The sequence below is a fragment of the Streptomyces sp. NPDC025273 genome (genome assembly GCF_040638585.1).
Taxonomy (GTDB): Bacteria; Actinomycetota; Actinomycetes; order Streptomycetales; family Streptomycetaceae; genus Streptomyces; species Streptomyces cinereorectus.
This window is the reverse complement of the sequence record NZ_JBEZYP010000002.1, coordinates 75,364-98,858: the sequence shown is the minus strand read 5'-3', so window position 1 is coordinate 98,858 and position 23,495 is coordinate 75,364. Positions and strand designations below refer to the sequence as shown.

Genomic DNA, 23,495 nt, shown 5'->3' with positions numbered 1-23,495 from the left:
GGCCGTCACCACCAGGCGGAGTCGAGCCGGCTCTCGATCGCCCTGATATGGGTGCGGGAGCAGGCCTGGCAGAAGTACTGCCGCCTGCCGTTCTCCACGGAACAGATCCAGGTCGCAGGTGCGATGTCACTGTCGGCGGTGGCGCCGCAGCGTGCGCACACCACGTGTTCGGCAGCCGGTCTCGCCGGGTGATGAGTTTCCTCGTCCACCTGGCGACGATAACCCCGTCGGCGGGGCGGGGCACGGCGCAACGCACTACGGGGCCGGCCTGTTCGGACCGGCCCCGCGGCTGGGTGGGTGGCTGCGCGACGGGCAGAGCGGTTGCCCCGGCAGCTGTGTGCGGTGCGCCTGCTGGTGGTGCGGTCAGTGCATGACCGCCATGGCGAGCGCACGACGGGCGCGCATCGAGGCACGCTCCGCCCTGCGCTGCATCCGCCGGGCGGCCACCAGGCGATGGGCCTGGCGGTCCGTCTCGGCTTCCCTCAGGCGGTCGTGCATATGCGCACGTGCCAGGGCTTCTGGGATGAGTTGCATCTCGCGGGTCCTGTTCTGGCGCGAGTCGTTCGCGCCGATGATGGTGACGTCCGGGGTCGCGGAGCCGACGGGCTCCCTCGTGGGCGTGGTCATTGGTGCCTGATTCCGGGGGTCATGGGTCTGGGGACGGTCGATGGTTCCGATGCGCTTCGTTCGTGTGGGGGACATGACCCCCAGGCCGGCGGTCACGCCGCGACCGGGTTCTTGCGCGGGCGACCACGCGGACGCTTCCGGGCGACGACGACGCCCTGGACGAAGAGCTCGCCGCCCCAGACGCCCCACGGCTCGCGCCGCTCCTTGGCACCCGCGAGACAGGCCTCGACGAGCGGGCAGGTCCGGCAGAGGGACTTGGCGTACTCGACATCGGCGGGCGACTCGGCGAAGAAGACCTCCGGGTCGTACGAACGGCACGGGACGGGCACACCGAGCTTCTCGATGGCGTCGTCGAGCGCGGTGAGCGCGGTGAGGGGGATCAAGGTGGAGTCCTCCGTGAGGCCGGGCGGGGAGATCGTGTCGGAAAGCGGTACGGACGGGGCGTGCGTCTCGAGTTGCACGGTGGTGTTGTCCTCGTCTGGTCGTGCCGGCCTGTTGGCCGGTTGGCGGCTGGTACCAGGTGCTGCTTGTCCCGAGGCTCCTTCGTCTCGTCTCATCCGTTCGGACAAAACAAAAGGGCCGCGGATCCCGAGTGGGGTTCCGCGGCCCTGAAGGCGCCGGCCTGATTCAGAATCAGGCTGGATCACTCCAGGGTTCAGGCCCACGGAAGGCCCACATCGTGTGGTGCTGCGTTGCGTGCTTCTTGGCTCCGGCACCGGCTGCCGTGAAGGCATAGGCCTGGGCCTGTGCCTTCGCTACTGCTGCTGCCGGTGCCTCGGTCGGTCGCTCATTGCGTTCCCGCACGGGCAGGCTCGCCAGGGACAGCGGGGTGACGGCGGGAACGCCGAACACACCGGTGCCACGAAGCGAAAGATCCGAAGAGCAGGCGAGGCCGCGCGAGTCGGCGGAGACGACCGAGAGATCGGTCATTTTGATGGTCTGAATGATGCTGATCACAGGAATCGCCTCCTCTCGGCGTCTCGGGGGACCGGCCGGAGCCGGTCCTGCGGTATTCGGATAAGTACAGCACGGAGTCAGGGCTTCAGAGAAGTCGCTGTTCCCGTGGTTAAGAACCTATGGTGATGACTGCTGCGCGCGCAAACTATTTTCTCGACGAGTTTTCCTCACACGTCACGGTCGCTCTCGGCGGAGCCCTCGCCCGGCGTCCGACCTGCGCAGATGGCCAGCACATCGGCCCCGAACCTGCTCAGCTTCCGGTTGCCGACACCGGCGATGACGACAAGTTCCCCCTCGGTGTCAGGCACCGCCTCGGCGATCGCCATCAACGTCTTGTCGGTGAACACGCAGTACGCGGGCTGGCTGATCTCCCTCGCCCTGTCCGCCCGCCACTCGCGCAGCCGCTCGTACAGTCCCTCGTCCATGTCCGAGGGACAGTCCTCGCAGCGCATCAGCTTCATCTCGCCGGCTTCGGTGAGGGTCTTGCCGCAGACCCTGCACAGCACCGGGCCACGACGCCGGCTGCCCGCCGCCGGTACCGCGCTCCCGCCGCGCGCGCCCGTCTCCGCACCGGAGCCGCGGTCGATCCCGCCGCCTCCTCCGACGCCACCCCGGGCGCCGAGCACGGCGGAGCCGGGCCGCAACCCGTTCAGGAAGCGGGTCGGGCGCCGACCGCCGCGGCCGCCGGGTGAGCGGGACAGGGACCAGGACAACGACAGGTGGAAGCGGGCCCGGGTGACACCGACGTACAGCAGCCGGCGCTCCTCCTCGACCTGTTCGTCGGTCCTGGCGTAGGCGATCGGCATCATGCCTTCGGTGAGCCCGACCAGGAAGGCGGCGTCCCACTCGAGGCCCTTGGCCGAGTGCAGCGAGGCCAGCGTGACGCCCTGGACGGTGGGGGCGTGCTGGGAGGCGGCCCGTTCGTCGAGCTCGGCCACGAGGTCGGAGAGCGTCGCGCCCGGCCTGGCCTGTTCGAAGTCCTCGGCCAGACGCACGAGCGCGGCCAGCGATTCCCAGCGGTCCCGCACCGCACCGGAGCCGGCGGGCGGCTTGGACGTCCAGCCCTTGGTGGAGAGCACCGCCCGCACCTCGGAGGGCAGGTCGTCGGCGCCGTCGAGCAGTGAGTCGTTCCCCCCCGCCCGGGCCGCGCCGCGCAGGGCGACACCTGCCTCCCGCACCTCGGCTCGGTCGAAGAAACGCTCCGCGCCGCGCAGCTGGTACGGCACACCCGCGTCCGCGAGGGCCTGCTCGTAGACCTCGGACTGGGAGTTGACCCGGTACAGCACGGCGATCTCCCCGGCCGGCACACCCGCGGCGATCAGATCGCGGATCCGGCGGGCGGTGCCCTCGGCCTCCGCGGGCTCGTCCGGGTATTCCGTGTAGACGGGCTCGGGGCCCTTGACGCGCTGCGAGACGAGCTCCAGCCGGTGCTCGGCCGCCCTGCCACGGGCCTGGCTCAGCAGTCCGTTGGCCAGATGGACGACCTGGGGTGTGGAGCGGTAGTCCCTCACCAGCTTGACCACGGTCGCGTTCGGATGGCGCGTGCGGAAATTCAACAGATGGTCGGGGGTGGCCCCGGTGAAGGAGTAGATCGTCTGGCTGGCGTCGCCGACGACGCAGAGATTGTCCCGGTCACCGAGCCAGAGGTCGAGAAGCCGCTGCTGGAGCGGGCTGACGTCCTGGTACTCGTCGACGACGAAGTGCTGGTACTGGCGGCGTACGTGGTCGGCGATGTCGTGGCGGTCCTGGAGTATGCCGACGGTGAGGAGCAGCACGTCCTCGAAGTCGATCACTGACCGGTCGCGTTTGAGCTGCTCGTACATCGCGTAGACCTGCGAGAGCTCGGCCGGGTCGCGCGGAACGTCCCGCTGGGTCTTGGCCACCGCGGCCGGGTAGTCGGCGGGGACGGTCTGGGTGACCTTGGCCCACTCGATCTCGCTCGTGGCGTCCCGCAGCTCGTTGCGGTCGAGCCGGATCCCGCAGCGGGCCGCCGCCTCGGCGACCAGTTGGACCTTGCGCTCCACCAGCCGTGGCAGCTCACCGCCGACGGCTTTCGGCCAGAAGTACTGGAGCTGTCGCAGGGCGGCGGAGTGGAAGGTCCGTGCCTGCACACCGGTCGCGCCGAGCTGGCGGAGCCGCCCCCGCATCTCGCCCGCCGCCCGGTTGGTGAAGGTGACGGCGAGCACGGTCGTCGGCTGGAGGATCCCGGCCCGCACCCCGTACGCGATGCGGTGCGTAATGGCTCGCGTCTTCCCCGTACCGGCTCCGGCCAGCACACACACAGGCCCGGTCAGGGCCAGCGCGACCTCGCGCTGCTCCGGGTCGAGCCCGTCGAGCACGGCGTCCGCGGACTCGGGGACCTGCGGGAAGAGGGTGGAATGCGTTGCTGCTGTCACTCCGCCATGCTGCCAGGTCGCAGAGGGCCGGTGCGGAGGTTGTCCACAGAGGGTGCCGTTCGTCATACCGGTGCGGTGCCGTTCGTCGTACCGGCTGAGGGCCGCTGGGAATGGCGCTCAGGTCCCGTACGTTCCCTCCATGCGGGAGCGCACGGATACGTGCGGGTCCCGCTTCCAGCGAGACGGACGAGACAAGGGAGCACCAGCGACATGCCGGGCACTGTGACGATGTACAGCACCACGTGGTGCGGCTACTGCCGCCGGCTCAAGGGCCAGATGGACCGCGAAGGCATCGCGTACACCGAGGTCAACATCGAGCAGGACCCGGATTCGGCGGCCTTTGTCGAGAAGGCGAATGGCGGAAACCAGACGGTTCCTACTGTTCAGGTAGTTCCCTCCAGTGGCGGCACTGAGGTCGTGATGACGAACCCGAGCCTTGCCCAGGTGAAGCAGGCGCTCGGCGCCTGACTCTCGCGAGACGCAACCCCCGACCGGCCTGACGCTGATCGGGGGTTTTGTGTGCCCTGGAGACCCCGGCGCCAGACTCTGCACGCCTCACAGGAACGCAGCGGGACCGAGCGCTCGGCTTGGCGGCCATCGCAGGCAGAAGCTCTCGGCGCATGACAGCCGGGCCACCGGTTCAGAGCGTGAGTACGGGCCGGGTGGAGAAGTCCTCGCAAAGGTCTTCACCGTCCGGGCCGTACACGAATTCGGCCATGGACGGATTACGGTTGGAGGTGGCCAGGGGCAGCCATGCGAGCAGGTGGCCGTAGCCGCCGCACACCGACTCGCCGCCGTCTCCGCCGTGGACCGCCGCGATGTCGCTCGTCAACTCCGTACGGTAGGTGTCGTAGGCGATGTGCAGGCCGAAGGCGTTCAACTGGCTCTGCGGGCCTGTGCGGTCCCCGTACGGGATGCGGTCGAGGGGGCAGTCGTTCCCCCACCGAAACAGGGTCTCTGTCCCAGCTCCACAAGCGTGCTCCCACTCGTCGGAGCTCGGCATCCGCAGGCCACGAGCCGCGAGAACAGCCGGCATGTCAGCAGGCAACTCGGTCAGGCTCTCGTCCTCCACAGCCATGAGCACAGTGGCCAAGACGACGCTCCGGCGGGGGCTGAGCACCTGCGCGAGGTAGGCCCGCAGGTCGGGTCCGTGGCCGAAGCCCTGGTCCAGGCTCTCGGCGTAGTCGGCAGTCTGCTGTGGGGTCGGTTGCCAACGGTCCAGGTCGAAGCCGAGGGACACCGGCCCTCCGGGTATCAGAGCGAATTCCTGCTCGTTCCGCTCGATCCGGACGCGATGCAGCGGGGCACCGAGGTGCTCCGTGGTCTCGATGAGGGTCACCCGACCGTCCACCAAGCCAGCGGCCTCCTCGGCGACGCGGCGTGCGGTAGGCAGTTCGAAGGACCGCCACTGGCCGAGAGTGAGATCAGCGAGAGACATGGACCACACTGTTGCACGCAGGTCTGACACGGCTCGCGACCACCGCGCTCCGGAGCTGAACTGCGGTCGCGAAAGCCTCAGAGAGCGCGAGCAGCAGGCACCGGCGGCGGGCCATCGCTGCCTTTCCTGGTTCGGGACGCACTGTGTACGCCTGCCTCAGGCGCTCTCGCCGAGGTGGCGGTACAGAGTGGCACGGGAGATCCCGAGCGCCTTGGCGATCGCGCTGACGCTCTGGCCCTTCGCCTCCGGTCACTGACCCCGATACCGGCGCGCTCGCCTGAAGTCCAGGGCCGAGCGGCCCTGCGTCGGCCGCGTGGCGGCGTTGCTGATCGCGTCGTGGCGGACTCTCGGCGCGGGCCCGATCGCGGAGTCTGCCGAGGCGTCCCGCACGGCTGGCCACGGGCCGCCCGCTTTCCGCAGCACCGGCCCGCCCACGCCGTCAGCCGGCGCTGCCCGGCCTCGGGAGCGGCTTGCCGTACCAGAGCTCGATGAGGCGTGCCGCGATCGAGACTCCGAACGGGGGCAGGACCTCGCCCGAGTCGAACGCCGCGGTCAGGTCCTCGCGGGAGAACCAGCGGGCCTCCTCGATCTCCTCGCCGTCCACGTTGATCTCCGAGGATGTGGCGCGCGCCATGAAGCCGAGCATCAGGCTGGAGGGGAACGGCCAGGGCTGGCTGGCGATGTACTCGACCTCGCCGACGGTGACCCCCGCCTCCTCGAACACCTCGCGGGCCACGGACTGCTCGATCGACTCCCCGGGCTCGACGAAACCGGCGAGTGTCGAGAAGCGGCCCTCCGGCCAGTGCACCTGGCGCCCCAGCAGGGCCCGGTCCTGGTCGTCCGTGACCAGCATGATCACCGCGGGGTCGGTCCGGGGGTAGTGCTCGGCGCCGCAGGCCTGGCAGCGGCGGATGTGACCGGCCGCTGCGATGACGGTGCGTTCGCCGCAGCGTGAGCAGAAGCGGTGCAGCCGCTGCCAGTTCTCCAGGGCGACCGCGTGCACCATGAGACCGGCGTCGCGCGGACCGAGGAGCAGTCCGGCCTCGCGCAGGCCTGCGGGGCGCGCGGACTGGTCCATGCGGCCCGGGAGGGAGTCCTTCTGGAGCGCGAAGTAGCGCACGCCGTCCTCGTCGGTACCGAGGAAGTAACGGTGGGTCTCGGTGAGCGGCGCCTCGAAGGACGGCGTCATGACGAGCTCGGTGCCGCCGTCGGGGGTGTCGTCGATGAGCGCCTGGCCGCCGGAGACGACGAAGACTCTGGTGGTCGGGTGGCTCCAGGCCGCGGCGAGCCAGGCCTCGTCGAGCCGGTGGTGCGCGGCGCGGTCGATGCCGCTGGGCGCGGTGAGACCGATCGGACGGTCTGCGGTGGCGTTGTCGAAGGTGCTCACAGGTGCTTCCCACTCCCCCGGGGGATGGATCGGGTGTTCACAGGATTCAGCGAAGTGCCGCGGCCAGCTCGCCCCACAGGTGGGCGGTGGTCTCCACGCCCTTGAGGAGGAGGTCGAGCTCGACCTTCTCGTTCGGACCGTGCCAGCCGTCGGACGGTACGGAGATGCCCAGGAAGAGGACGGGTGCGCCGAGCACGTCCTGCAGGTCGGCGGCGGGGCCCGAGCCTCCTTCACGGGTGAAGAGGATCTTCTTCCCGAAGGCCCTTCCCATGGCGCGGGCCACTGCCTGGAGGGCGGGGTGGTCCAGCGGGGTCAGGCAGGGGCGGGTGGCCGGGGCGAAGACGATCCGGTGGCGGATGCCGGCCGGGATCTGTGCCTCGGCCCAGGTCCGGACCGCGTCCTGGACCCGTTCGGGGTCCTGGCCGGCGACCAGCCGGAAGCTCAGCTTCACCAGGGCGGACGAGGGGATGACCGTCTTGCTGCCCGCGCCCTGGTAGCCGCCGCCGATGCCGTTCACCTCGGCGGTGGGGCGGGCCCAGACGCGTTCCAGGGTGGAGTAGCCGGCCTCGCCCGCGGTGGCCCTCGAGCCGGCGGTGCGCAGCCACGCGGTCTCGTCGAAGGGCAGCTCGGCGAAGAGGGCCCGCTCGGTGTCGGTGAGTTCGGCCACACCGTCGTAGAAGCCGGGGACCGTGACCCTGCCCTCCGTGTCGTGGAGCGCGGCGACGAGGCGGGCGAGGACCGTCGCCGGGTTGGGGACGGCGCCGCCGAAGGACCCGGAGTGGATGTCCTGGCCGGGGCCGTACAGCTCGATCTCGCATTCGGCGAGGCCGCGCATGCCGGTGCAGACGGTCGGGGTGTTCTCGTCCCACATGCCGGTGTCGGAGACGATCACCACGTCGGCGGCGAGGCGGGCGGCCCGCTGTTCGGCCAGCTCGCGGAAGTGCGGGGAGCCGGACTCCTCCTCACCCTCGACGAGGAGCTTGAGGTGCACGGCCGGGGTGCTGCGGCCGGTCGCGGCGAGATGGGCACGGACGCCCAGCGTGTGGAAGAACACCTGGCCCTTGTCGTCGGCAGCGCCGCGTCCGTACATCCGGCCGTCGCGGATCACTGGTTCGAAGGGGTCGCTGTCCCAGCCGTCCTCGCGGGCCGCGGGCTGCACGTCGTGGTGGCCGTAGACGAGGACGACCGGTGCGTCGGGATCGTCGGAGGGCCACTCGGCGAAGACGGCCGGGGCGCCGGGCGTCCGCCAGATCTCGGTGACCGGGAAGCCGGTCTCCGCGAGCTTCGCGGACAGCCACTCGGCGCTGCGCCGTACGTCCCCGTCGTGCTCCGGCTGGGCGGATACGGACGGGATGCGCAGCCACTCGGCGAGGTCGTCGAGGAAGGCTGCGCGGTGCCGCTCGGTGTACGTACGGACGGCGCTGTCCGAGGTGTCGCTCATGCTCCTGAGCCTATCGGCCCTGCGGAGGTGGCTCGTCCAGCAGGAGCTTTTCGAGCTCTGACCGTCCGGGCAGAGCGGTGGGCCGGGAGGTCTCCCCGGTTCGTACGTACAGGAAGGTCGCGGTGACCGCCTCCATCGGCAGATCGTGCAGTTCCGCCCAGGCCAGGCGGTACACGGCGAGCTGGAGCGGGTCGGCCGTGCGGTGCCGGGTGGTCTTCCAGTCGACGATCTCGTACGTGTCGCCCGTGCGGTACACCGCGTCGATCCGGCCGCGGATCACCCGGCCCGCGAGGGTGATCTGGAACGGCGTCTCGACGCGGTACGGAGTGCGCCGGGCGTACGCGGTGCGCTCGAAGGCTTCCTTGAGTTCGGCGAGGTCACGTTCGTCGGCGATCTCCGCGTCGTTCTCCTCGCCCCCGGGAAGCTCGTCGGGGCCGAGCATGGGCAGCGGCAGCTCCTCGAACCGGGACTCCACCCAGGCGTGGAAGCGGGTCCCCCGGCGGGCCGCGGGCTGCGGGGGCCGGGGCATGGGGCGGGCCAGCTCCCGGGCGAAGCCGTCCGGGTCGTCGGCGAGGTGCAGCAGCTGGGTGGCGGAGAGCGAAGCCGGTACGAGGACGTCGCGCACGGTCGCACGGGTGCGGCGCAGCTCTCCGGCGAGGGCGTCGAGATCGCGGTCCCAGGAGGCCAGGGTGCGGGACTCCTCCGGGGTGAGGCCGTTGTCCACGGGGGCGCGGGCGGCGGGGACGTGCGGGGCGGGGGCCCGCGGGGCAGGCGGAGGTGAGGGCTCACCGTCCGGGAGCGGGCCGGGGCAGGGCGCGTCGTCCTCTTCGTAGGAGGGCTCCTCGTACGGCGGTTCCTCCTCGTACGGCGGTTCCTCGTCGTACGGCGGTTCCTCGTCGTACGGAGCGTCGTACGGCGACCCGTGCATGGCCTCGTGCGCGGGCGCCGCGTCGTGCGCCTCCGGCACGGGCGTGGCCGCCAGCGCCTCCAGGTGGGCCAGCACGGTGTCCCTCGCCGCACGGCGGCGGGCCATGGCGGTGTCGTCCAGCGGGAGCGGCCAGGCCTGGTCGGCGCCGTTCTCCTGGAGCGCCGGGTTCTCCTCGTCCTCCTCGGGTTCGTCCGCCCAGACCTCGATCTCCCCGTGCCCGGCAGCGCAGTGTGCGTACAGCGCGTCCAGGAAGGCGGACGGGCCTCGGGTCTTCTTCTGGGACGGGCCCCACCAGTGGCCGGAGCCGAGGAGCAGGCTGCGGGGGCGGGTGAAGGTCACATAGCCGAGGCGGAGTTCCTCGGTGTGCTGGTGCGCCTTCATCTCCTCCTTGAAGGCCTTGAGGCCCTTGGCGTCCCAGGAGTGGAGGGCCGGGAGGGTGGCCGTGTCGCCGCGCAGGGCGTGCGGCAGCACCTTGGACTGAGAGGTCCAGGCGTCCCGGGACCGGCCGCTGGGGAACTGGCCGGCGACCAGGCCCGGCACGGCCACGACGTCCCATTCCAGGCCCTTGGACTTGTGCGCGGTGAGGACCTTGACGGTGTTCTCGCCGCCGGGAAGGGCGTTGTCCAGGCCCTTCTCGTACTGCGCCGCGGTGCGCAGGAAGCCGAGGAAGGCGAGCAGGGACGCTTCCCCGTCGACCGCCGCGAAGCCCGCGGCGACGTCCAGGAAGTTGGCGAGGGTCTCGCGGCGGCGGGCCGCCAGTGCGTGCGGCGACGCGGAGAGTTCCACTTCGAGGCCGGTGGTGGCGAGGACGCGGTGCAGCACGTCCATGAGCGGGTCGGCCAGCGAACGGCGCAGGTCCCGGAGCTCGGCGGCGAGGCGGGCGAAACGGACGCGGGCCTCGGCGGAGAACGGCAGCCGGTCGTCCTCGGAGCCGCCGGACTCGAGGAAGGTGTCCAGGGCGTCGGCGAGCGAGGTCACCTCGGCCGGGTCGATGCCTTCGACGGCTTCGGCGAGGCGGCGGTCCGGGTCGAAGTCCTCGTCGCCGCCGTGGGAGGCGCGGTGGACGAGGAGGCGGGCGCGCCGCCCCAGGAGTGCGAGGTCCCGGGGGCCGATCCGCCAGCGCGGGCCGGTCAGCAGCCGGACCAGGGAGGCGTTGGCCCCGGGGTCCTGCAGGACTTCGCAGACCGCTACGAGGTCGGCGACCTCCGGGAGGTGCAGCAGTCCGGACAGGCCGACGACCTCGACCGGGATGTCCCGGGCGACGAGGGCGGCCTGGATCCGGGGGAAGTCCCCGGCGGTCCGGCACAGGACGGCGATCTCCCCGGGTGCGGTGCCGGTCCGCACGAGGTGGGCGAGCGCGTCGCCGAGCCAGTCGATCTCCTCGGCGTGCGTACGCAGCAAGGCGCACCGGACCGTGCCGTCCCGCTCGGCGCCGGGTGCGGGGCGCAGGGCCTCGACTCCTTCGTGCATGGCTCGCAGGGGGTCGGCGAGGCCGTTGGCGAGGTGGAGGAGGCGTCCGCCGCTGCGGCGGTTCTCGCTGAGGGAGTACCGGGTGGCCGGGGTGCCGTCGGCGTGCGGGAAGTGGTGCGGGAAGTCGTCGAGGTTGGCGACGGAGGCCCCGCGCCAGCCGTAGATCGCCTGGCACGGGTCGCCGACGGCGGTGACGGCGTGACCGGCCGTGCCTGCGTCCGACCCGCCGAAGAGTCCGGCGAGGAGGAGGCGCTGGGCGACGGACGTGTCCTGGTACTCGTCGAGCAGGACGACACGGAATTCGTCGCGCAGGATGGAGCCGACCTCGGGCCGGGTGAGGGCCAGCTCCGCCGAGAGGGCGATCTGGTCGCCGAAGTCGAGGAGGTCGCGGCTGCGCTTGGCCGCCCTGTAGCGCCGGGTCAGGTCGAGGAGCTCGCGGCGGGCCTCGGCCGTCTCGGGGATCTTGCGCAGCTCGGCGTTGGTGAGCCTGGCCGTCTCGAGCGTGTGGAGGAGTTCGGTGTCGTACTCCGCGAGCTGTTCGGGGCGTACGAGGTGTTCGGCGAGCTCGGCGTCCAGCGCCAGCAGGTCGCTGACGAGTGTGGGGAAGGACCTGGTGAGCGCGGGGTAGGGGCCGGGCGCCTCGCGCAGCACCCGCGCGGCGAGCTGGTAGCGGGTGGCGTCGGCGAGGAGGCGGGTGGTGGGTTCGAGCCCGATCCGCAGACCGTGTTCGGTGAGCAGCCGGCCGGCGAAGGCGTGGTACGTGGAGATGCTGGGCTCACCCGGGGGGTTGTCCGGGTCGATGGCGTCGGGGTCGGTGACCCCGGCGGCGACGAGGGCCCTGCGGACCCGCTCGGAGAGCTCACCGGCGGCCTTGTTCGTGAACGTCAGGCCGAGGACCTGCTCGGGGGCGACCTGCCCGGTGCCGACCAGCCAGACCACCCGGGCGGCCATCACCGTGGTCTTCCCGGAGCCGGCTCCGGCCACGATCACCTGCGGGGCGGGCGGCGCGGTGATGCAGGCCGTCTGCTCCGGGGTGAAGGGGATCCCGAGGAGCTCCTTGAGCTGCTCGGGGTCGGTGATACGTGGGGACACTCCAGAGAGGCTAACCGGAGGCACCGACAAAGCCGTCGTGACCGGACGTCACCGGGGCCTCGGCCGGCAGGTCACCGAGGGGCGTCCGAGAGGTCACTCGATGACCTGCCGGCCTTCCGGCTGTGCGCTGCACGAGGCCCGGAAGGCGCAGTGGGCGCAGTGCTGGCCGGTCGAGGGGGTGAACCGTTCGTCCAGGACACGGCCGGCCGCCGTAGCCAGCAGGTCGGAGACCCACTCCCCGGCCAGGGGCTCCTGGGCCTGCACCTTGGGAAGGGCCTCGCCGCCCTCCTTCTTCGGGGCGGGCTGGCGCAGCTGTACGAGTTCGGCACCGCCGGAATCCGGTCGCCGGCCGTCGAAGACCTCGTCGACGGCCCCTTCCCTGACCGCCAGCTGGTACACGGCGAGCTGGGGGTGCGCGGCCACCTCGTCACCGGTCGGCGCCCCCTTGCCGGTCTTGAAGTCGACGACGTAGGCCCGGCCCTCGGTGTCCTGCTCGACCCGGTCCATGGAGCCCCGGATGCGTACGGCGTACTCGCCCGCTTCGAGGGTCACGTCGAAGTCGTGCTCACTGGCCGCCGGGGTGCGGCCGGCGCGGTCCATCACGTGCCAGCGCAGGAAGCGTTCCAGGGCCGCGCGCGCCTGGTCCTTCTCCTGCCGGGACTTCCAGGGGGCGTCGAAGACCAGGCCGTTCCATACGGAGTCCAGGCGCTCCATCAGGACGTCGAGATCGGCGGCGGTGCGTCCGGAGGCCACTTCGTCGGCGAGTACGTGGACCACGTTGCCGAAGCCCTGCGCGGCCGTCGCCGGGGCGTCGGCCTTCACCTCCCGGCCCAGGAACCACTGGAGGGCGCAGGTGTTGGCGAGCTGGTCGAGCGCGCTCCCGGAGAGCGTGACGGGATGGTCACGGTCGCGCAGCGGGATCTCGGAGCGGGTCGGCTCGTCGAGGCCCCACCAGCGGTAGGGGTGGGCCGCGGGCACGAGCGGCTGGCCTTCGTCGTCGGTGAGCGCGGCGAGCCGCGCGAGCCGGTGGGCGGCTGCGTCGCGCAGGGCGGACGAGGCGGCGGGGTCGACGGTGGTCGCCCTGAGCTCGGCGACGAGCGCGGCCACCGCCAGGGGGCGCCGCGGCCGGCCGGTGACGTCGCGGGGTTCGCCCCCCAGTTCGGTGAGGAAGCGGGACGGCTGGTCGCCGTCGTCGGCGGGGGCCTTGACCGCGGTGACGACGAGACGTTCGCGTGCGCGGGTCGCCGCGACGTAGAAGAGGCGGCGCTCCTCGGCCAGGAGCGCCCCGGGGGTGAGCGGTTCGGCCAGTCCGTCGCGCCCGATCCGGTCCGCCTCCAGGAGCGAGCCGCGGCGGCGCAGGTCGGGCCAGAGGCCTTCCTGCACCCCCGCGACGACGACCAGGCGCCATTCCAGCCCTTTGGAACGGTGTGCGGTCATCAGGCGTACGGCGTCGGGGCGCACATGACGCCGGGAGAGGGTGTCGGCGGCGATGTCCTGGGCGTCGACCTCCTCCAGGAAGTTCAGTGCGCCGCGTCCCCCGGTGCGCTCCTCGGCTCGGGCCGCGGTCTCGAAGAGGGCGCAGACGGCATCGAGGTCCCGGTCGGCGTTCCGGCCGCCGGCGCCGCCGCGCAGCGCGGCACGCTCCAGCCTGCCCGGCCAGGGGGTGCCGTTCCACAGGGTCCACAGGGCTTCCTCGGCGGTCCCGCCGCCCTGGAGGAGTTCACGGGCCTTGCGCAGGAGTGCGCCGAGGCGCTGTGCGCCGCGGGCGTACGCCGGATCGTGCGTGACGAGCCGCTCGGGCTCGGCGAGCGCCCGGGCCAGCAGGTGCCCCGAGGGCGGCGGTACGCGATTGCCGGCCGCCCGCTCCTCGTCACGCAGAGCACGGCCGAGACGGCGCAGATCGGCGGCGTCCATGGAGCCGAGGGGGGAGGTGAGAAGCGTGAGGGCGGTCTCGGTATCGAGCCAGCCCGCGTCCGTGGCCCCGTCGGAGCCCGTGCCCGCGTCACCGTCTGTACCTCCCGGGGCGCCGGACACCCCGTCCCCGTCACCGTCAGACACCTCACCACCACCCTCGCCGCCGGCGGACGCGGCGGCACCGTGCAGGGCCGCGGTGGCGACCGTACGCAGTGCGGTCAGCAGCGGGGCGACCGCCGGCTCGTGGCGCAGTGGCAGATCGTCGCCGTCCACCTCCAGCGGCACGCCCGCGGAGGTGAGCGCCCGGCGCACGGCGGGGATCGAACGGCCGCCGGCGCGCACGAGGACGGCCATGTCCCGCCACGGCACGCCGTCCTCCAGGTGCGCGCGCCGCAGCAGATCGGCGATGTTCTCCAGCTCGGTGGAGGCCGTCGGATAGGTGTACGTCTCGACGCGCCCGCCGTCCTGTACGGCGGCCAGCTCGCGGTGGGCGCGGACCTTGTCCGCGGGGAGGCGCGTGAGCGGCATCCGGCGGGTGATCAGCCGGGTGGCGGCGAGCAGCCGGGCGCCGGAGCGGCGCGAGGTGGTGAGGACGCCGACCGGGGCGGGTGTGCCGTCGGCCCGGCGGAAGGTGTCGGGGAAGTCGAGGATGCCGTTCACGTCGGCGCCCCGGAAGGCGTAGATCGACTGGTCGGGGTCGCCGAAGGCGATCAGTGTCCGGCCGCCCCCGGTGCCGGGTGCCCTCCCCCGGTTGCCGGCCAGCGCGTGCAGCAGCCGCACCTGGGCCGGGTCCGTGTCCTGGTACTCGTCGACGAACACGGCGTCGTAGCTCCGGGCCAGCAGTGCGGCCACCTCGGGGCGCTCGGCGAGCAGGACGGCCCGGTGGACCAGCTCGGCGTAGTCCAGGACGCCCTGGGCGTCGAGGATGTCCAGGTACTCGGCGAGGAACTGCGCGGCGGCGCTCCAGTCCGGCCGGCCGGTGCGGCGGGCGAACGCGGCGAGGGCGTCCGGGCCGAGGCCCAGTTCGCGGCTGCGGGCCAGCACCGCGCGCACCTCGTCGGCGAAGCCCCGTGTGGTCAGACAGGCCCGCAGTTCGTCGGGCCAGCGGACGTGGGCGAGCCCCGCCTGCTCCAGGCCGAGCTGTCCCGCGAGCAGTTCACGGACCGTGACGTCCTGCTCCGGTCCGGAGAGCAGGCGCAGTGGATCGGCGAACAGGTCGGCGTCCTGGTGGGCGCGGACCAGGGCATAGCAGTACGAGTGGAAGGTGGTGGCCTGTGGACCGCGGGTGCCGCCCAGCCGGGACGCCATCCGGTCGCGCAGCTCGACCGCGGCCTTGCGGCTGAAGGTGAGGACCAGGATCCGGGCCGGATCGGTACCCGCGGCCACGCGCGCCGCGACGGCCTCGACGAGCGTGGTGGTCTTGCCCGTGCCGGGTCCGGCGAGGACCAGCAGCGGGCCGTCCCGGTGATCAACCACAGCGCGTTGCGGTGCGTCCAGGAGAGGGGGCTCCACGGAGCCCGGGGGGGTACGCACCAGCCGGTACGCGCCCGGGGCCCGCCGCCGTGTCTGACGGTGCGGGCTGTTCCGGGTGGTGGGGGAGGAGCTCACGTGGTTCGCCGGTCCTGGTGGGTGTACTCGGTCTGCTCGGGTGCCGGATGCGCGGGTACGACGGGTGGCCGAGAGCGACGGTTGGCTGGGACGACGGTTGACTGGGACGCGGGTGTGCGGGAAACGGACGGAACGGGGGGCGGAGCGCGATGCGCGTGGACGACGCTACGCCAGCGGCGGGGCGGAACGCAGTGAGTGGGCTGCGTCCCTCGTCACGTACGCGTGCCGTCGGCCCCGGGCGTTTCCCGTACCGGCCCGGCGCCTGTCGCGGCGGGGCACGATGGCCGAAGCTGTCAGGTGTGAGCTTCCTCGCCCCCGTCCCGACCGTGTCCGCCGCCGGCCTCCCCGTCCCACCTGGCGCGCTTCATGTCGAGGCGCGGGAGGTGCCCCTCCGTGCCCCGCGGGGCACCGCGCAGCGGCGTGCCCTCCTCGCGGTAGTGGTCCAGCGCCCGCAGCTCGTGACCCGGCAGGAGCGCGCCGTCGGCCCGCACCACCCGCCACCACGGCACCGCGGATCCGTACAGCGCCATGACCCGGCCGACCTGTCTCGGCCCGCCCTCCTCGAGCCACTCCGCGACATCGCCGTACGTCATCACGCGGCCGGGCGGGATCAGATCGGCGACGTCCAGGACCCGCTCCGCGTACGGGGGCAGCCCGGCGGTCACCGGCGCCGCGGGTGGGGCACCGGCGGAGCCGCCGCTCGTCCGGTCTTCGCTCATCCGCCCCATTCTGCCGTACGTCACCGACAGTCGTACCGGTTCGGTATCGCCTTGGTCACGCAGCGTGCGCGCGGGGGTGAAGGAGCGTATGTTGCCCCTCGCGCGCCCGTGCAATGCACCCTGATGCCCCCCTCTGTCTGCAGGCCGTGCCACCATCATGCGGGCGGTGACCGGTGATACGAGAACACGAAGACCAATCAGAGGCGACGAAGGAGCAGGGCGTGCAGCCACCGAAGGCGGCCGACGCCTCTGATGCCGAGCCGAGCCCGGCGCAGGACGACGCGCCGGACCCGGGGAGCACTCCCGGTCCGTCCGGGGAACGCCCCGCGGGCTCGACCCTGGCATCGGCCGGCGCCGCGCTGACCGACCGCGTATCGGGTGACGAGCCGCTGCTGCCCGCCCGGGTGCACCGCCCCTCCGATCTGCTGCGGCTGCTGGTCGGTGTCCTCGCGATCGCCCTGCTCTTCTCCATCGCCGCCTTCGCCCAGGGCACCACCACCGGCCTCGAGGACGACATCTCCAAGGGCACGGACCAGGCGCCCGATCTGCTGATCAAGCTCGCCGGGCTGATGTCCAGCATCGCCGTGCTGCTCGTGCCGGTCGCCTTCGCGATCGAGCGCCTCGTCAAACGCGACGGGCTGCGCATCGCGGACGGCGTGCTCGCCGCCGTGCTGGCCCACGGGGTGACGCTGGCCACCGACCTCTGGGTCGCGAGGTCGGCCTCCGGGACGATCCGGGACGCGCTGACCCAGCCCCAGCCCGGTGACGCGCTCACCGATCCCGTACACGGCTATCTCGCACCCGTCATCGCCTACATGACGGCGGTCGGGATGGCCCGCAGACCGCGCTGGCGGGTCGTGCTGTGGGTGGTGCTGCTGCTGGACGCCTTCGCGATGCTGGTCGGCGGGTACACCACACCGTTCTCGATCGTCCTCACCGTGCTGATCGGCTGGACGGTGGCGTACGGCACGCTCTACGCGGTCGGCTCGCCCAACGTCCGTCCGACCGGCCAGCATCTGATGGCCGGTCTGCGCCATGTCGGCTTCCGTCCGGTCGCCGCGATGCGCACCGAGGACGCGCCCGACAACATCGACCAGAGCGACCGGGGCCGCAGCTATCTGGTCACCCTGGAGAACGGTCCACCGCTGGACGTGACGGTCGTGGACCGCGAACAGCAGGCCCAGGGCTTCTTCTACCGGGTGTGGCGCAGGCTCACCCTGCGCAGCATCACCCAGCGCCGCTCCATCCAGTCGCTGCGCCAGGCCCTGGAGCAGGAGGCGCTGCTCGCGTACGCGGCGATCGCCGCCGGGGCCAACGCCCCCAAGCTCATCGCCACGTCCGAGCTGGGCCCCGACGCCGTGATGCTGGTGTACCAGCACATCGGCGGGCGCTCGCTGGACGCCATGGAGGACGAGGAGATCACCGACGACGTGCTGCGGGGGGCCTGGCGGCAGGTGCGGGCGCTGCAGTCGCGGCGGATCGCGCACCGCAGGCTCACCGGGGACGCCATCCTGGTGGATCGCTCCGGCACGGTGTTCGTCACGGACCTGCGCGGCGGAGAGATCGCCGCCGGCGACCTGATCCTGCGCATGGACGTCGCCCAGCTGCTCACCACCACCGGTCTGCGGGTGGGCGCCGAACGGGCCGTCGCGGGAGCGCTCGCGGTGCTCGGGCCCGACGCCGTCGCGGACTCCCTGCCCCTGCTCCAGCCGATCGCGCTCAGCCGTTCCACCCGGGCGACGCTGCGCAGGATCGCCCGGGAGCGCTCGCACCGCGAGCGGGAGGCCGTGCTGGAGGCGTCGCAGGCGGCCAAGCAGGCCAGGGCAGCGGAGCAGGACGCGTCGGCCTCCGGTGACCGCAAGGTGGTGCGCAAGTCGCTGCGCACCGAGAAGCAGGCCGAGAAGCGGGCGATCGACGATGCCCTGGACGAGGCACGCGAGGAGGACATGCTCGCCCAGATCCGCCGGGAGGTGCTGCTGATCCGGCCGCAGGCCCCGGTGGAACCGGTGCGGCTGGAGCGCATCAAGCCACGCACCCTGTTCAGCTTCATCGCCGGTTCGATCGCCGCGTACTTCCTGATCTCGCAGGTCACCGAGGCGGACTTCGGCACGGTCGTGGAGCAGGCGGAGTGGGGCTGGGTGGCGGCGGCGCTGGGCTTCTCCGCCCTCAGCTACATCGCCGCGGCCATGAGCCTGCTGGGCTTCGTGCCCGAGCGGGTGCCGTTCGGGAAGACCGTGCTGGCACAGGTCGCCGGATCCTTCGTGAAGATCGTCGCACCGGCCGCGGTCGGCGGCGTGGCGCTGAACACGCGCTTCCTGCAACGCGCCGGAGTGCGCCCGGGGCTCGCCGTCGCGAGTGTCGGTGCCTCGCAGCTGTTCGGTCTCGGCTGCCACATCCTGCTGCTGGCCCTCTTCGGCTATCTGACCGGTACGGAGAAGACTCCGGACTCGCTCACCCCGTCGAGGACGGTCATCGCGGGGCTGCTCACCGTCGCCGTGCTCGTGCTGGTGGTGACGGCGGTCCCCTTCCTGCGGAAGTTCGTCGTGACGCGGGTGCGCTCACTGTTCGCCGGCGTCGTACCGCGCATGCTCGACGTCGTGCAGCGCCCGCAGAAGCTGGTCACGGGCATCGGCGGCATGCTGCTGCTGACCGGCCTGTTCGTGCTGTGTCTGGACGCGTCGATCCGCGCGTTCAGTGGTCCCGACGTGCCCCAGCTCAGCTACGCCAGCATCGCCGTGGTCTTCCTCGCGGGCAACGCCCTGGGGTCCGCGGCACCGACCCCCGGGGGCATGGGCGCGGTCGAGGGCGCGCTGACCCTGGGTCTGATCGCGGTCGGCCTGCCGAAGGAGGTCGCGGCGCCGGCGGTGCTGCTGTACCGGGTGATGACGCTGTGGCTGCCGGTGCTTCCCGGCTGGATCTGTTTCAACCAGCTGACCCGCAAGGGCGAGCTCTGAACGAACCACGCGGGCGCGGGCCACTCGCATGGACCGCGCCCCGCGCGGTCCCCCGCGCCCCGCCGCACGATGGGGTCATGAGGACTTCCCCTGCCCTGCGCGCCGCTGCCCTCGCCGCCACCGTGCTCCTGCCGCTGGCCGGCTGTTCGGACGGGGACGACGGCGGGGGCACGGACCGGGGGACGCCCTCCACCGCGTCGACGGCCTCCCCCACGGCGACACCGCGGAAGCTGGCCGCCCAGAAGCTCGACTGGCAGCCCTGCCCGGCCCCGAACGAGGCCCAGGGCAGTGGCACCGCCCCCTCCCCCCTGCCGGGCGGAGCGGCCTGGGAGTGCTCCTTCATGGACGCTCCGCTCGACTACGGGGACCCGGACGGCAGGACCGTCGAGCTGGCGCTCATCCGCGCCGCGGCCAGGAACCAGGACCGGCGGATCGGCTCCCTCGTCTTCAACTTCGGCGGACCGGGTGCCTCGGGTGTCGCCACCCTGCCGTCCTTCGGTACCGCGTACGACTCGCTCCGTACCCGCTACGACCTGGTGAGCTTCGACCCGCGCGGGGTCGGTCGCAGCGAGGGCGTCGAATGCTCCGACGACGAGGCGCTGGACGCGTGGTACCAGAGGGACGGCACCCCGGACGACGCCGGGGAGGAGCAGGCCTTCGTCGACGACCTGACGTCCTACATCGCGGACTGCGAGGAGAACTCCGGGGACGAACTGCCCTACGTCGGTACGACGAACGCCGCCCGGGACATGGACCTGCTGCGCCAGGTGCTCGGCGACGACAAGCTGTACTACTTCGGGTTCTCGTACGGCACCGAACTGGGCGGCGTCTACGCCCATCTGTTCCCCGGTCACGTGGGCCGGGCCGTCCTCGACGCCGTCGTCGACCCGACGCAGGACGCCGAGCGGTCCTCGCTCGGCCAGGCCGAGGGTTTCCAGCTCGCCCTGGACAACTTCACCGCCGACTGCGCGCGGCGCGACGACTGCAGACTCCCCGGAACCACGGCGCGGGAGGTCCAGGACTGGATCGCCGATCTCCTGGCGGAGCTGGAGAAGAACCCCGTCCAGGGGCTCGGCGAGAGGGAACTGACGCAGACCCAGGCCACCACCGGCATCGCCTCGGCCCTGTACTCGAAGGAGACCTGGCCGTTGCTCGAGCAGGGGCTCGACGAGGCGGACGGTGACAACGGCGGGCTGCTGCTGGCGCTCGCGGATTCGCTGAACGGCCGCACCGAGGACGGCCGCTACGACAACTCGAGCGCCGCCAACGTGGCCGTCAACTGTGCCGACTCCGAGCAGCGGTTCACCGTGGAGCGGACGCGGGCGGCACTCCCCGCGTTCCGCAAGGCGTCCCCCGTCTTCGGCGACTACCTGGGCTGGGGACTGATGTCCTGCACCGGCTGGCCCGTCGCCGGCGCCTGGGAGACCCCGGACGTCAGCGCCCCGGGCTCGGCCCCGATCCTGGTCATCGGCAACACCGGCGACCCGGCGACCCCGTACGCGGGTGCGAAGGCGATGGCCGCGGAGCTGGGCAGGGGGGTCGGGATCGAGCTCACCTACAAGGGCGAGGGCCACGGCGCGTACAACGGGGGCAGCGTCTGTGTCCAGAAGGCCGTGGACGGCTACCTGCTGGAGGGGAAGGTGCCGGCCTCGGGCACCGTCTGCGAGTGAACCTCCCCTCCACCCCGCTGTTCGCCCCGCCGGACGCCCGGAACCGTCGCTGTCGGTAGCGGCGATTAGCATGGCCGGACATCTGCAACGCCCGGCGCTCGCCCCCGCCGCCTTCGCGGTACCGGCCTTCGGGCATCGGGGAGGAAACGCACATGCGCGTACGCGGACGGGCCCGGCGGGCCGCGGTCCTGACCGGAGCGGTCCTGCTGGTGACGGGGGTTCTCACCGGGTGCGACAGCCCCGCCCCGTCGGGGCGGCTGGACTGGAAGCGCTGCGAGGCCCCGGAGGGCGGCAGCGAGCCCGGCCCGGACTGGCGGTGCACCACCGTCGACGTGCCCTTGGACCACGCGAGGCCGGACGGGGCCACGATGAGCATCGCGCTGATCCGCAAACAGGCCACGAAGAGAAGTGAGCGGATCGGTTCGCTCCTCTTCAACTTCGGCGGTCCCGGTGGTTCGGGCGTCGACATCCTGCCGCGCGCCGCCGGTTCGTACGGGGAGCTCAGCACACGCTACGACCTGGTGGGTTTCGACCCGCGTGGGGTCGCGGGCAGCAGCGGGGTGCGCTGCCGCAGCGACGCGGAGCAGGAGGAGGCCTCCCTGACGATCGACATGACCCCGGACACGCCGGCTGAGGAGGCCGCGTTCATCGAGGACGGCGCGGACTTCGGGGCCGGCTGCGAGCGCCTCTCCGGCACGGTGCTCCCCCACGTCGGCACGACGAACGCCGCCCGGGACATGGACGCCATCCGGCGTGCCCTCGGCGACCGGAAGCTGTCGTACTTCGGCATCTCGTACGGTACGGAGCTCGGCGGGACGTACGCCCATCTCTTCCCGGAGCACGTGGGGCGGGTCGTGCTGGACGCCGTCGTCGACCCGACCGCGGAAACGGTGGGCCACGCGCGCAACCAGGCGACGGGCTTCCAGCGGGCGCTGGAGAACTATCTGAAGGACCGCGGCCAGGACCCGGGGGCGGGTACGCGGCGGATGGCGCGGCTGCTGCGGCGGATCGACGGGAACCCGCTGCCGACCTCCTCCGGCCGGCAGCTCAACGAGAGCCTCGCCCTCACCGGCATCGTGACGCCCCTCTACTCCAGGAGCAGCTGGCCGCAGCTCACGGAGGCGCTCGACGAGGCCGAGAACAGCGGCACGGGCGACAGGCTGCTCCAGCTGGCCGACTCGTACAACGGCCGTGACGAGAACGGGCACTACGACACCCAGAACCACTCCCAGCGGGCGATCTCCTGCGCCGATGCCCGGGCCAGACCGACGGCGGCCGAGGCCCGGGCGCTGCTCCCGGAGTTCCGGGAGCTGTCACCGGTCTTCGGCCCGTTCCTGGCGTGGGACACGGCCGGCTGGTGCGCCCGGTGGCCGGTCGACGGGGAGCACGACACCCCCGAGGCGAGCGCCCCGGGGGCGGCTCCGATACTCGTGGTCGGCACGACCGGTGACCCGGCGACCCCGTACGAGGGGGCGCAGAGGATGGCGGACGAGCTGGGCGAGGGCGTCGGCGTGATGCTGACCAACAAGGGCGAGGGCCACGGCTCGTACGGCGAGAGCGGATGTGTGACGTCCCTGGTCGACGCCTACTTCCTGGACGGGAAGGTCCCGGCGGACGGGCGGACCTGTTCCTGACGGCCCTGCGCGAAGGGGCCGGCTCCGCACCGGAGCCGGCCCCTTCGTACGTGGTTCTAGTAGACCGGCTTCTCGGGTTCGATCTGGTGGACCCAGCCGATCACGCCTCCGCCGACGTGCACCGCGTCGGCGAAGCCCGCCGACTTGAGGACCGCGAGGACCTCGGCACTGCGGACACCGGTCTTGCAGTGCAGGACGATGCGCCTGTCCTGCGGCAGGTCCTGCAGGGCGTTGCCCATCAGGAACTCGTTCTTCGGGATCAGCCTGGCGCCCGGGATCGAGACGATCTCGTACTCGTTCGGCTCGCGGACGTCGATGATCTCGATCTTCTCGTCCCCGTCGATCCACTCCTTGAGCTGCTTGGGAGTGATCGTGGAGCCGGCCGCCGCCTCCTGGGCCTCCTCGGACACGACGCCGCAGAAGGCCTCGTAGTCGATGAGCTCGGTGACGGTCGGGTTCTCGCCGCAGACCGCGCAGTTCGGGTCCTTGCGGACCTTCACCTGGCGGTACTGCATCTCCAGGGCGTCGTAGATCATCAGCCGGCCGACCAGCGGGTCACCGATGCCGGCGAGCAGCTTGATGGCCTCATTGACCTGGATGGAGCCGATGGACGCGCAGAGCACGCCCAGGACACCGCCCTCGGCGCAGGACGGAACCATGCCGGGGGGCGGCGGCTCCGGGTAGAGGCAGCGGTAGCAGGGACCGTGCTCGGACCAGAAGACGGACGCCTGGCCGTCGAAGCGGTAGATGGAGCCCCACACGTAGGGCTTGTTCAGCAGGACCGCGGCGTCGTTGACGAGATAGCGGGTGGCGAAGTTGTCCGTGCCGTCCACGATCAGGTCGTACGGGGCGAAGATGTCCATCACGTTGTCGGCTTCGAGCCGCTCCTCGTGAAGGACCACGTTCACCAGCGGGTTGATACCCAGCACCGAGTCCTTGGCCGACTGGGCCTTGGACCGGCCGATGTCGGCCTGGCTGTGGATGATCTGGCGCTGCAGGTTCGACTCGTCGACCTCGTCGAACTCGACGATGCCGAGCGTGCCGACGCCGGCCGCGGCCAGGTACATCAGGGCCGGCGAGCCGAGACCGCCGGCGCCGACACAGAGCACCTTCGCGTTCTTCAGCCGCTTCTGTCCGTCCATCCCGACATCCGGGATGATCAGGTGGCGGGAGTACCTGCGGACCTCGTCGACGGTGAGCTCAGCAGCTGGCTCTACCAGGGGTGGCAGCGACACAGGAACCTCAACAATGCCGGTGGTC

Annotated in this window: 16 protein-coding genes and 1 pseudogene; 4 read left to right on the top strand and 13 right to left on the bottom strand. The window is 71.9% G+C overall.

Features of this window, described 5'->3' with window-relative positions; translation table 11 throughout:
• Window positions 1-5: 5 nt before the first annotated feature.
• From AB0F38_RS05430 to AB0F38_RS05410, 5 genes are all read right to left on the bottom strand, one after another.
• Window positions 6-209: a hypothetical protein gene (locus AB0F38_RS05430; protein WP_361887036.1), complete on the bottom strand. Its 204-nt coding sequence runs from the start codon at window positions 207-209 to the stop codon at window positions 6-8.
• A 154-nt stretch (window positions 210-363) separates the two neighbouring features.
• Window positions 364-723: a hypothetical protein gene (locus tag AB0F38_RS05425; protein WP_361887034.1), complete on the bottom strand. Its 360-nt coding sequence runs from the start codon at window positions 721-723 to the stop codon at window positions 364-366.
• On the bottom strand, window positions 720-1,088 hold the full coding sequence (locus tag AB0F38_RS05420) for a WhiB family transcriptional regulator (protein WP_361887031.1): 369 nt from the start codon (window positions 1,086-1,088) through the stop codon (window positions 720-722). The genes AB0F38_RS05425 and AB0F38_RS05420 overlap by 4 nt, the downstream gene beginning before the upstream one ends.
• A gap of 172 nt (window positions 1,089-1,260) precedes the next feature.
• On the bottom strand, window positions 1,261-1,584 hold the full coding sequence (locus AB0F38_RS05415) for a hypothetical protein (RefSeq protein WP_361887028.1): 324 nt from the start codon (window positions 1,582-1,584) through the stop codon (window positions 1,261-1,263).
• A gap of 167 nt (window positions 1,585-1,751) precedes the next feature.
• Window positions 1,752-3,980: an ATP-dependent DNA helicase UvrD2 gene (locus AB0F38_RS05410; RefSeq protein ID WP_361887025.1), complete on the bottom strand. Its 2,229-nt coding sequence runs from the start codon at window positions 3,978-3,980 to the stop codon at window positions 1,752-1,754.
• Window positions 3,981-4,190: 210 nt separating this feature from the next.
• Between AB0F38_RS05410 and AB0F38_RS05405 the strand changes: the two genes are divergently transcribed.
• A complete protein-coding gene (locus tag AB0F38_RS05405; RefSeq protein ID WP_361887022.1) occupies window positions 4,191-4,448 on the top strand; it encodes a mycoredoxin in 258 nt (85 codons plus the stop codon).
• 172 nt (window positions 4,449-4,620) lie between these two features.
• On the opposite strand, the gene AB0F38_RS05400 is transcribed toward AB0F38_RS05405, so the two are convergent.
• From AB0F38_RS05400 to AB0F38_RS05370, 7 genes and pseudogenes are all read right to left on the bottom strand, one after another.
• Window positions 4,621-5,418, bottom strand: coding sequence for a hypothetical protein (locus AB0F38_RS05400; RefSeq protein ID WP_361887019.1), 798 nt, complete (start codon window positions 5,416-5,418; stop codon window positions 4,621-4,623).
• A gap of 156 nt (window positions 5,419-5,574) precedes the next feature.
• Window positions 5,575-5,655 (bottom strand): annotated as a pseudogene (locus AB0F38_RS05395) (helix-turn-helix domain-containing protein); the annotation flags it as partial.
• Between the two features lie 202 nt (window positions 5,656-5,857).
• Complete coding sequence (gene nudC, locus AB0F38_RS05390) at window positions 5,858-6,805, bottom strand: NAD(+) diphosphatase (protein ID WP_361887016.1); 948 nt, start codon at window positions 6,803-6,805, stop codon at window positions 5,858-5,860.
• Between the two features lie 46 nt (window positions 6,806-6,851).
• Window positions 6,852-8,246 carry a dipeptidase gene (locus AB0F38_RS05385; protein WP_361887013.1) on the bottom strand — a complete coding sequence of 465 codons (1,395 nt, stop codon included), beginning with the start codon at window positions 8,244-8,246 and terminating at the stop codon, window positions 6,852-6,854.
• A 10-nt stretch (window positions 8,247-8,256) separates the two neighbouring features.
• Window positions 8,257-11,736: an ATP-dependent DNA helicase gene (locus tag AB0F38_RS05380; protein ID WP_361887010.1), complete on the bottom strand. Its 3,480-nt coding sequence runs from the start codon at window positions 11,734-11,736 to the stop codon at window positions 8,257-8,259.
• Window positions 11,737-11,829: 93 nt separating this feature from the next.
• Window positions 11,830-15,258, bottom strand: coding sequence for an ATP-dependent DNA helicase (locus tag AB0F38_RS05375; protein ID WP_361887007.1), 3,429 nt, complete (start codon window positions 15,256-15,258; stop codon window positions 11,830-11,832).
• Between the two features lie 293 nt (window positions 15,259-15,551).
• Window positions 15,552-15,977, bottom strand: a complete 426-nt coding sequence (locus tag AB0F38_RS05370; protein WP_361887004.1) for an MGMT family protein — start codon at window positions 15,975-15,977, stop codon at window positions 15,552-15,554.
• A gap of 221 nt (window positions 15,978-16,198) precedes the next feature.
• Between AB0F38_RS05370 and AB0F38_RS05365 the strand changes: the two genes are divergently transcribed.
• From AB0F38_RS05365 to AB0F38_RS05355, 3 genes are all read left to right on the top strand, one after another.
• Window positions 16,199-18,931 (top strand): lysylphosphatidylglycerol synthase domain-containing protein, encoded by a 2,733-nt coding sequence (locus AB0F38_RS05365; protein ID WP_361887001.1) that lies wholly within the window; start codon window positions 16,199-16,201, stop codon window positions 18,929-18,931.
• A 77-nt stretch (window positions 18,932-19,008) separates the two neighbouring features.
• Window positions 19,009-20,601 (top strand): alpha/beta hydrolase, encoded by a 1,593-nt coding sequence (locus AB0F38_RS05360; RefSeq protein WP_361886998.1) that lies wholly within the window; start codon window positions 19,009-19,011, stop codon window positions 20,599-20,601.
• A gap of 152 nt (window positions 20,602-20,753) precedes the next feature.
• On the top strand, window positions 20,754-22,235 hold the full coding sequence (locus tag AB0F38_RS05355; RefSeq protein ID WP_361886995.1) for an alpha/beta hydrolase: 1,482 nt from the start codon (window positions 20,754-20,756) through the stop codon (window positions 22,233-22,235).
• A 56-nt stretch (window positions 22,236-22,291) separates the two neighbouring features.
• Here AB0F38_RS05355 and moeZ read toward each other — a convergent pair whose 3' ends face one another.
• A complete protein-coding gene (gene moeZ, locus AB0F38_RS05350; RefSeq protein ID WP_361886992.1) occupies window positions 22,292-23,470 on the bottom strand; it encodes an adenylyltransferase/sulfurtransferase MoeZ in 1,179 nt (392 codons plus the stop codon).
• Between the last annotated feature and the right edge of the window lie 25 nt (window positions 23,471-23,495).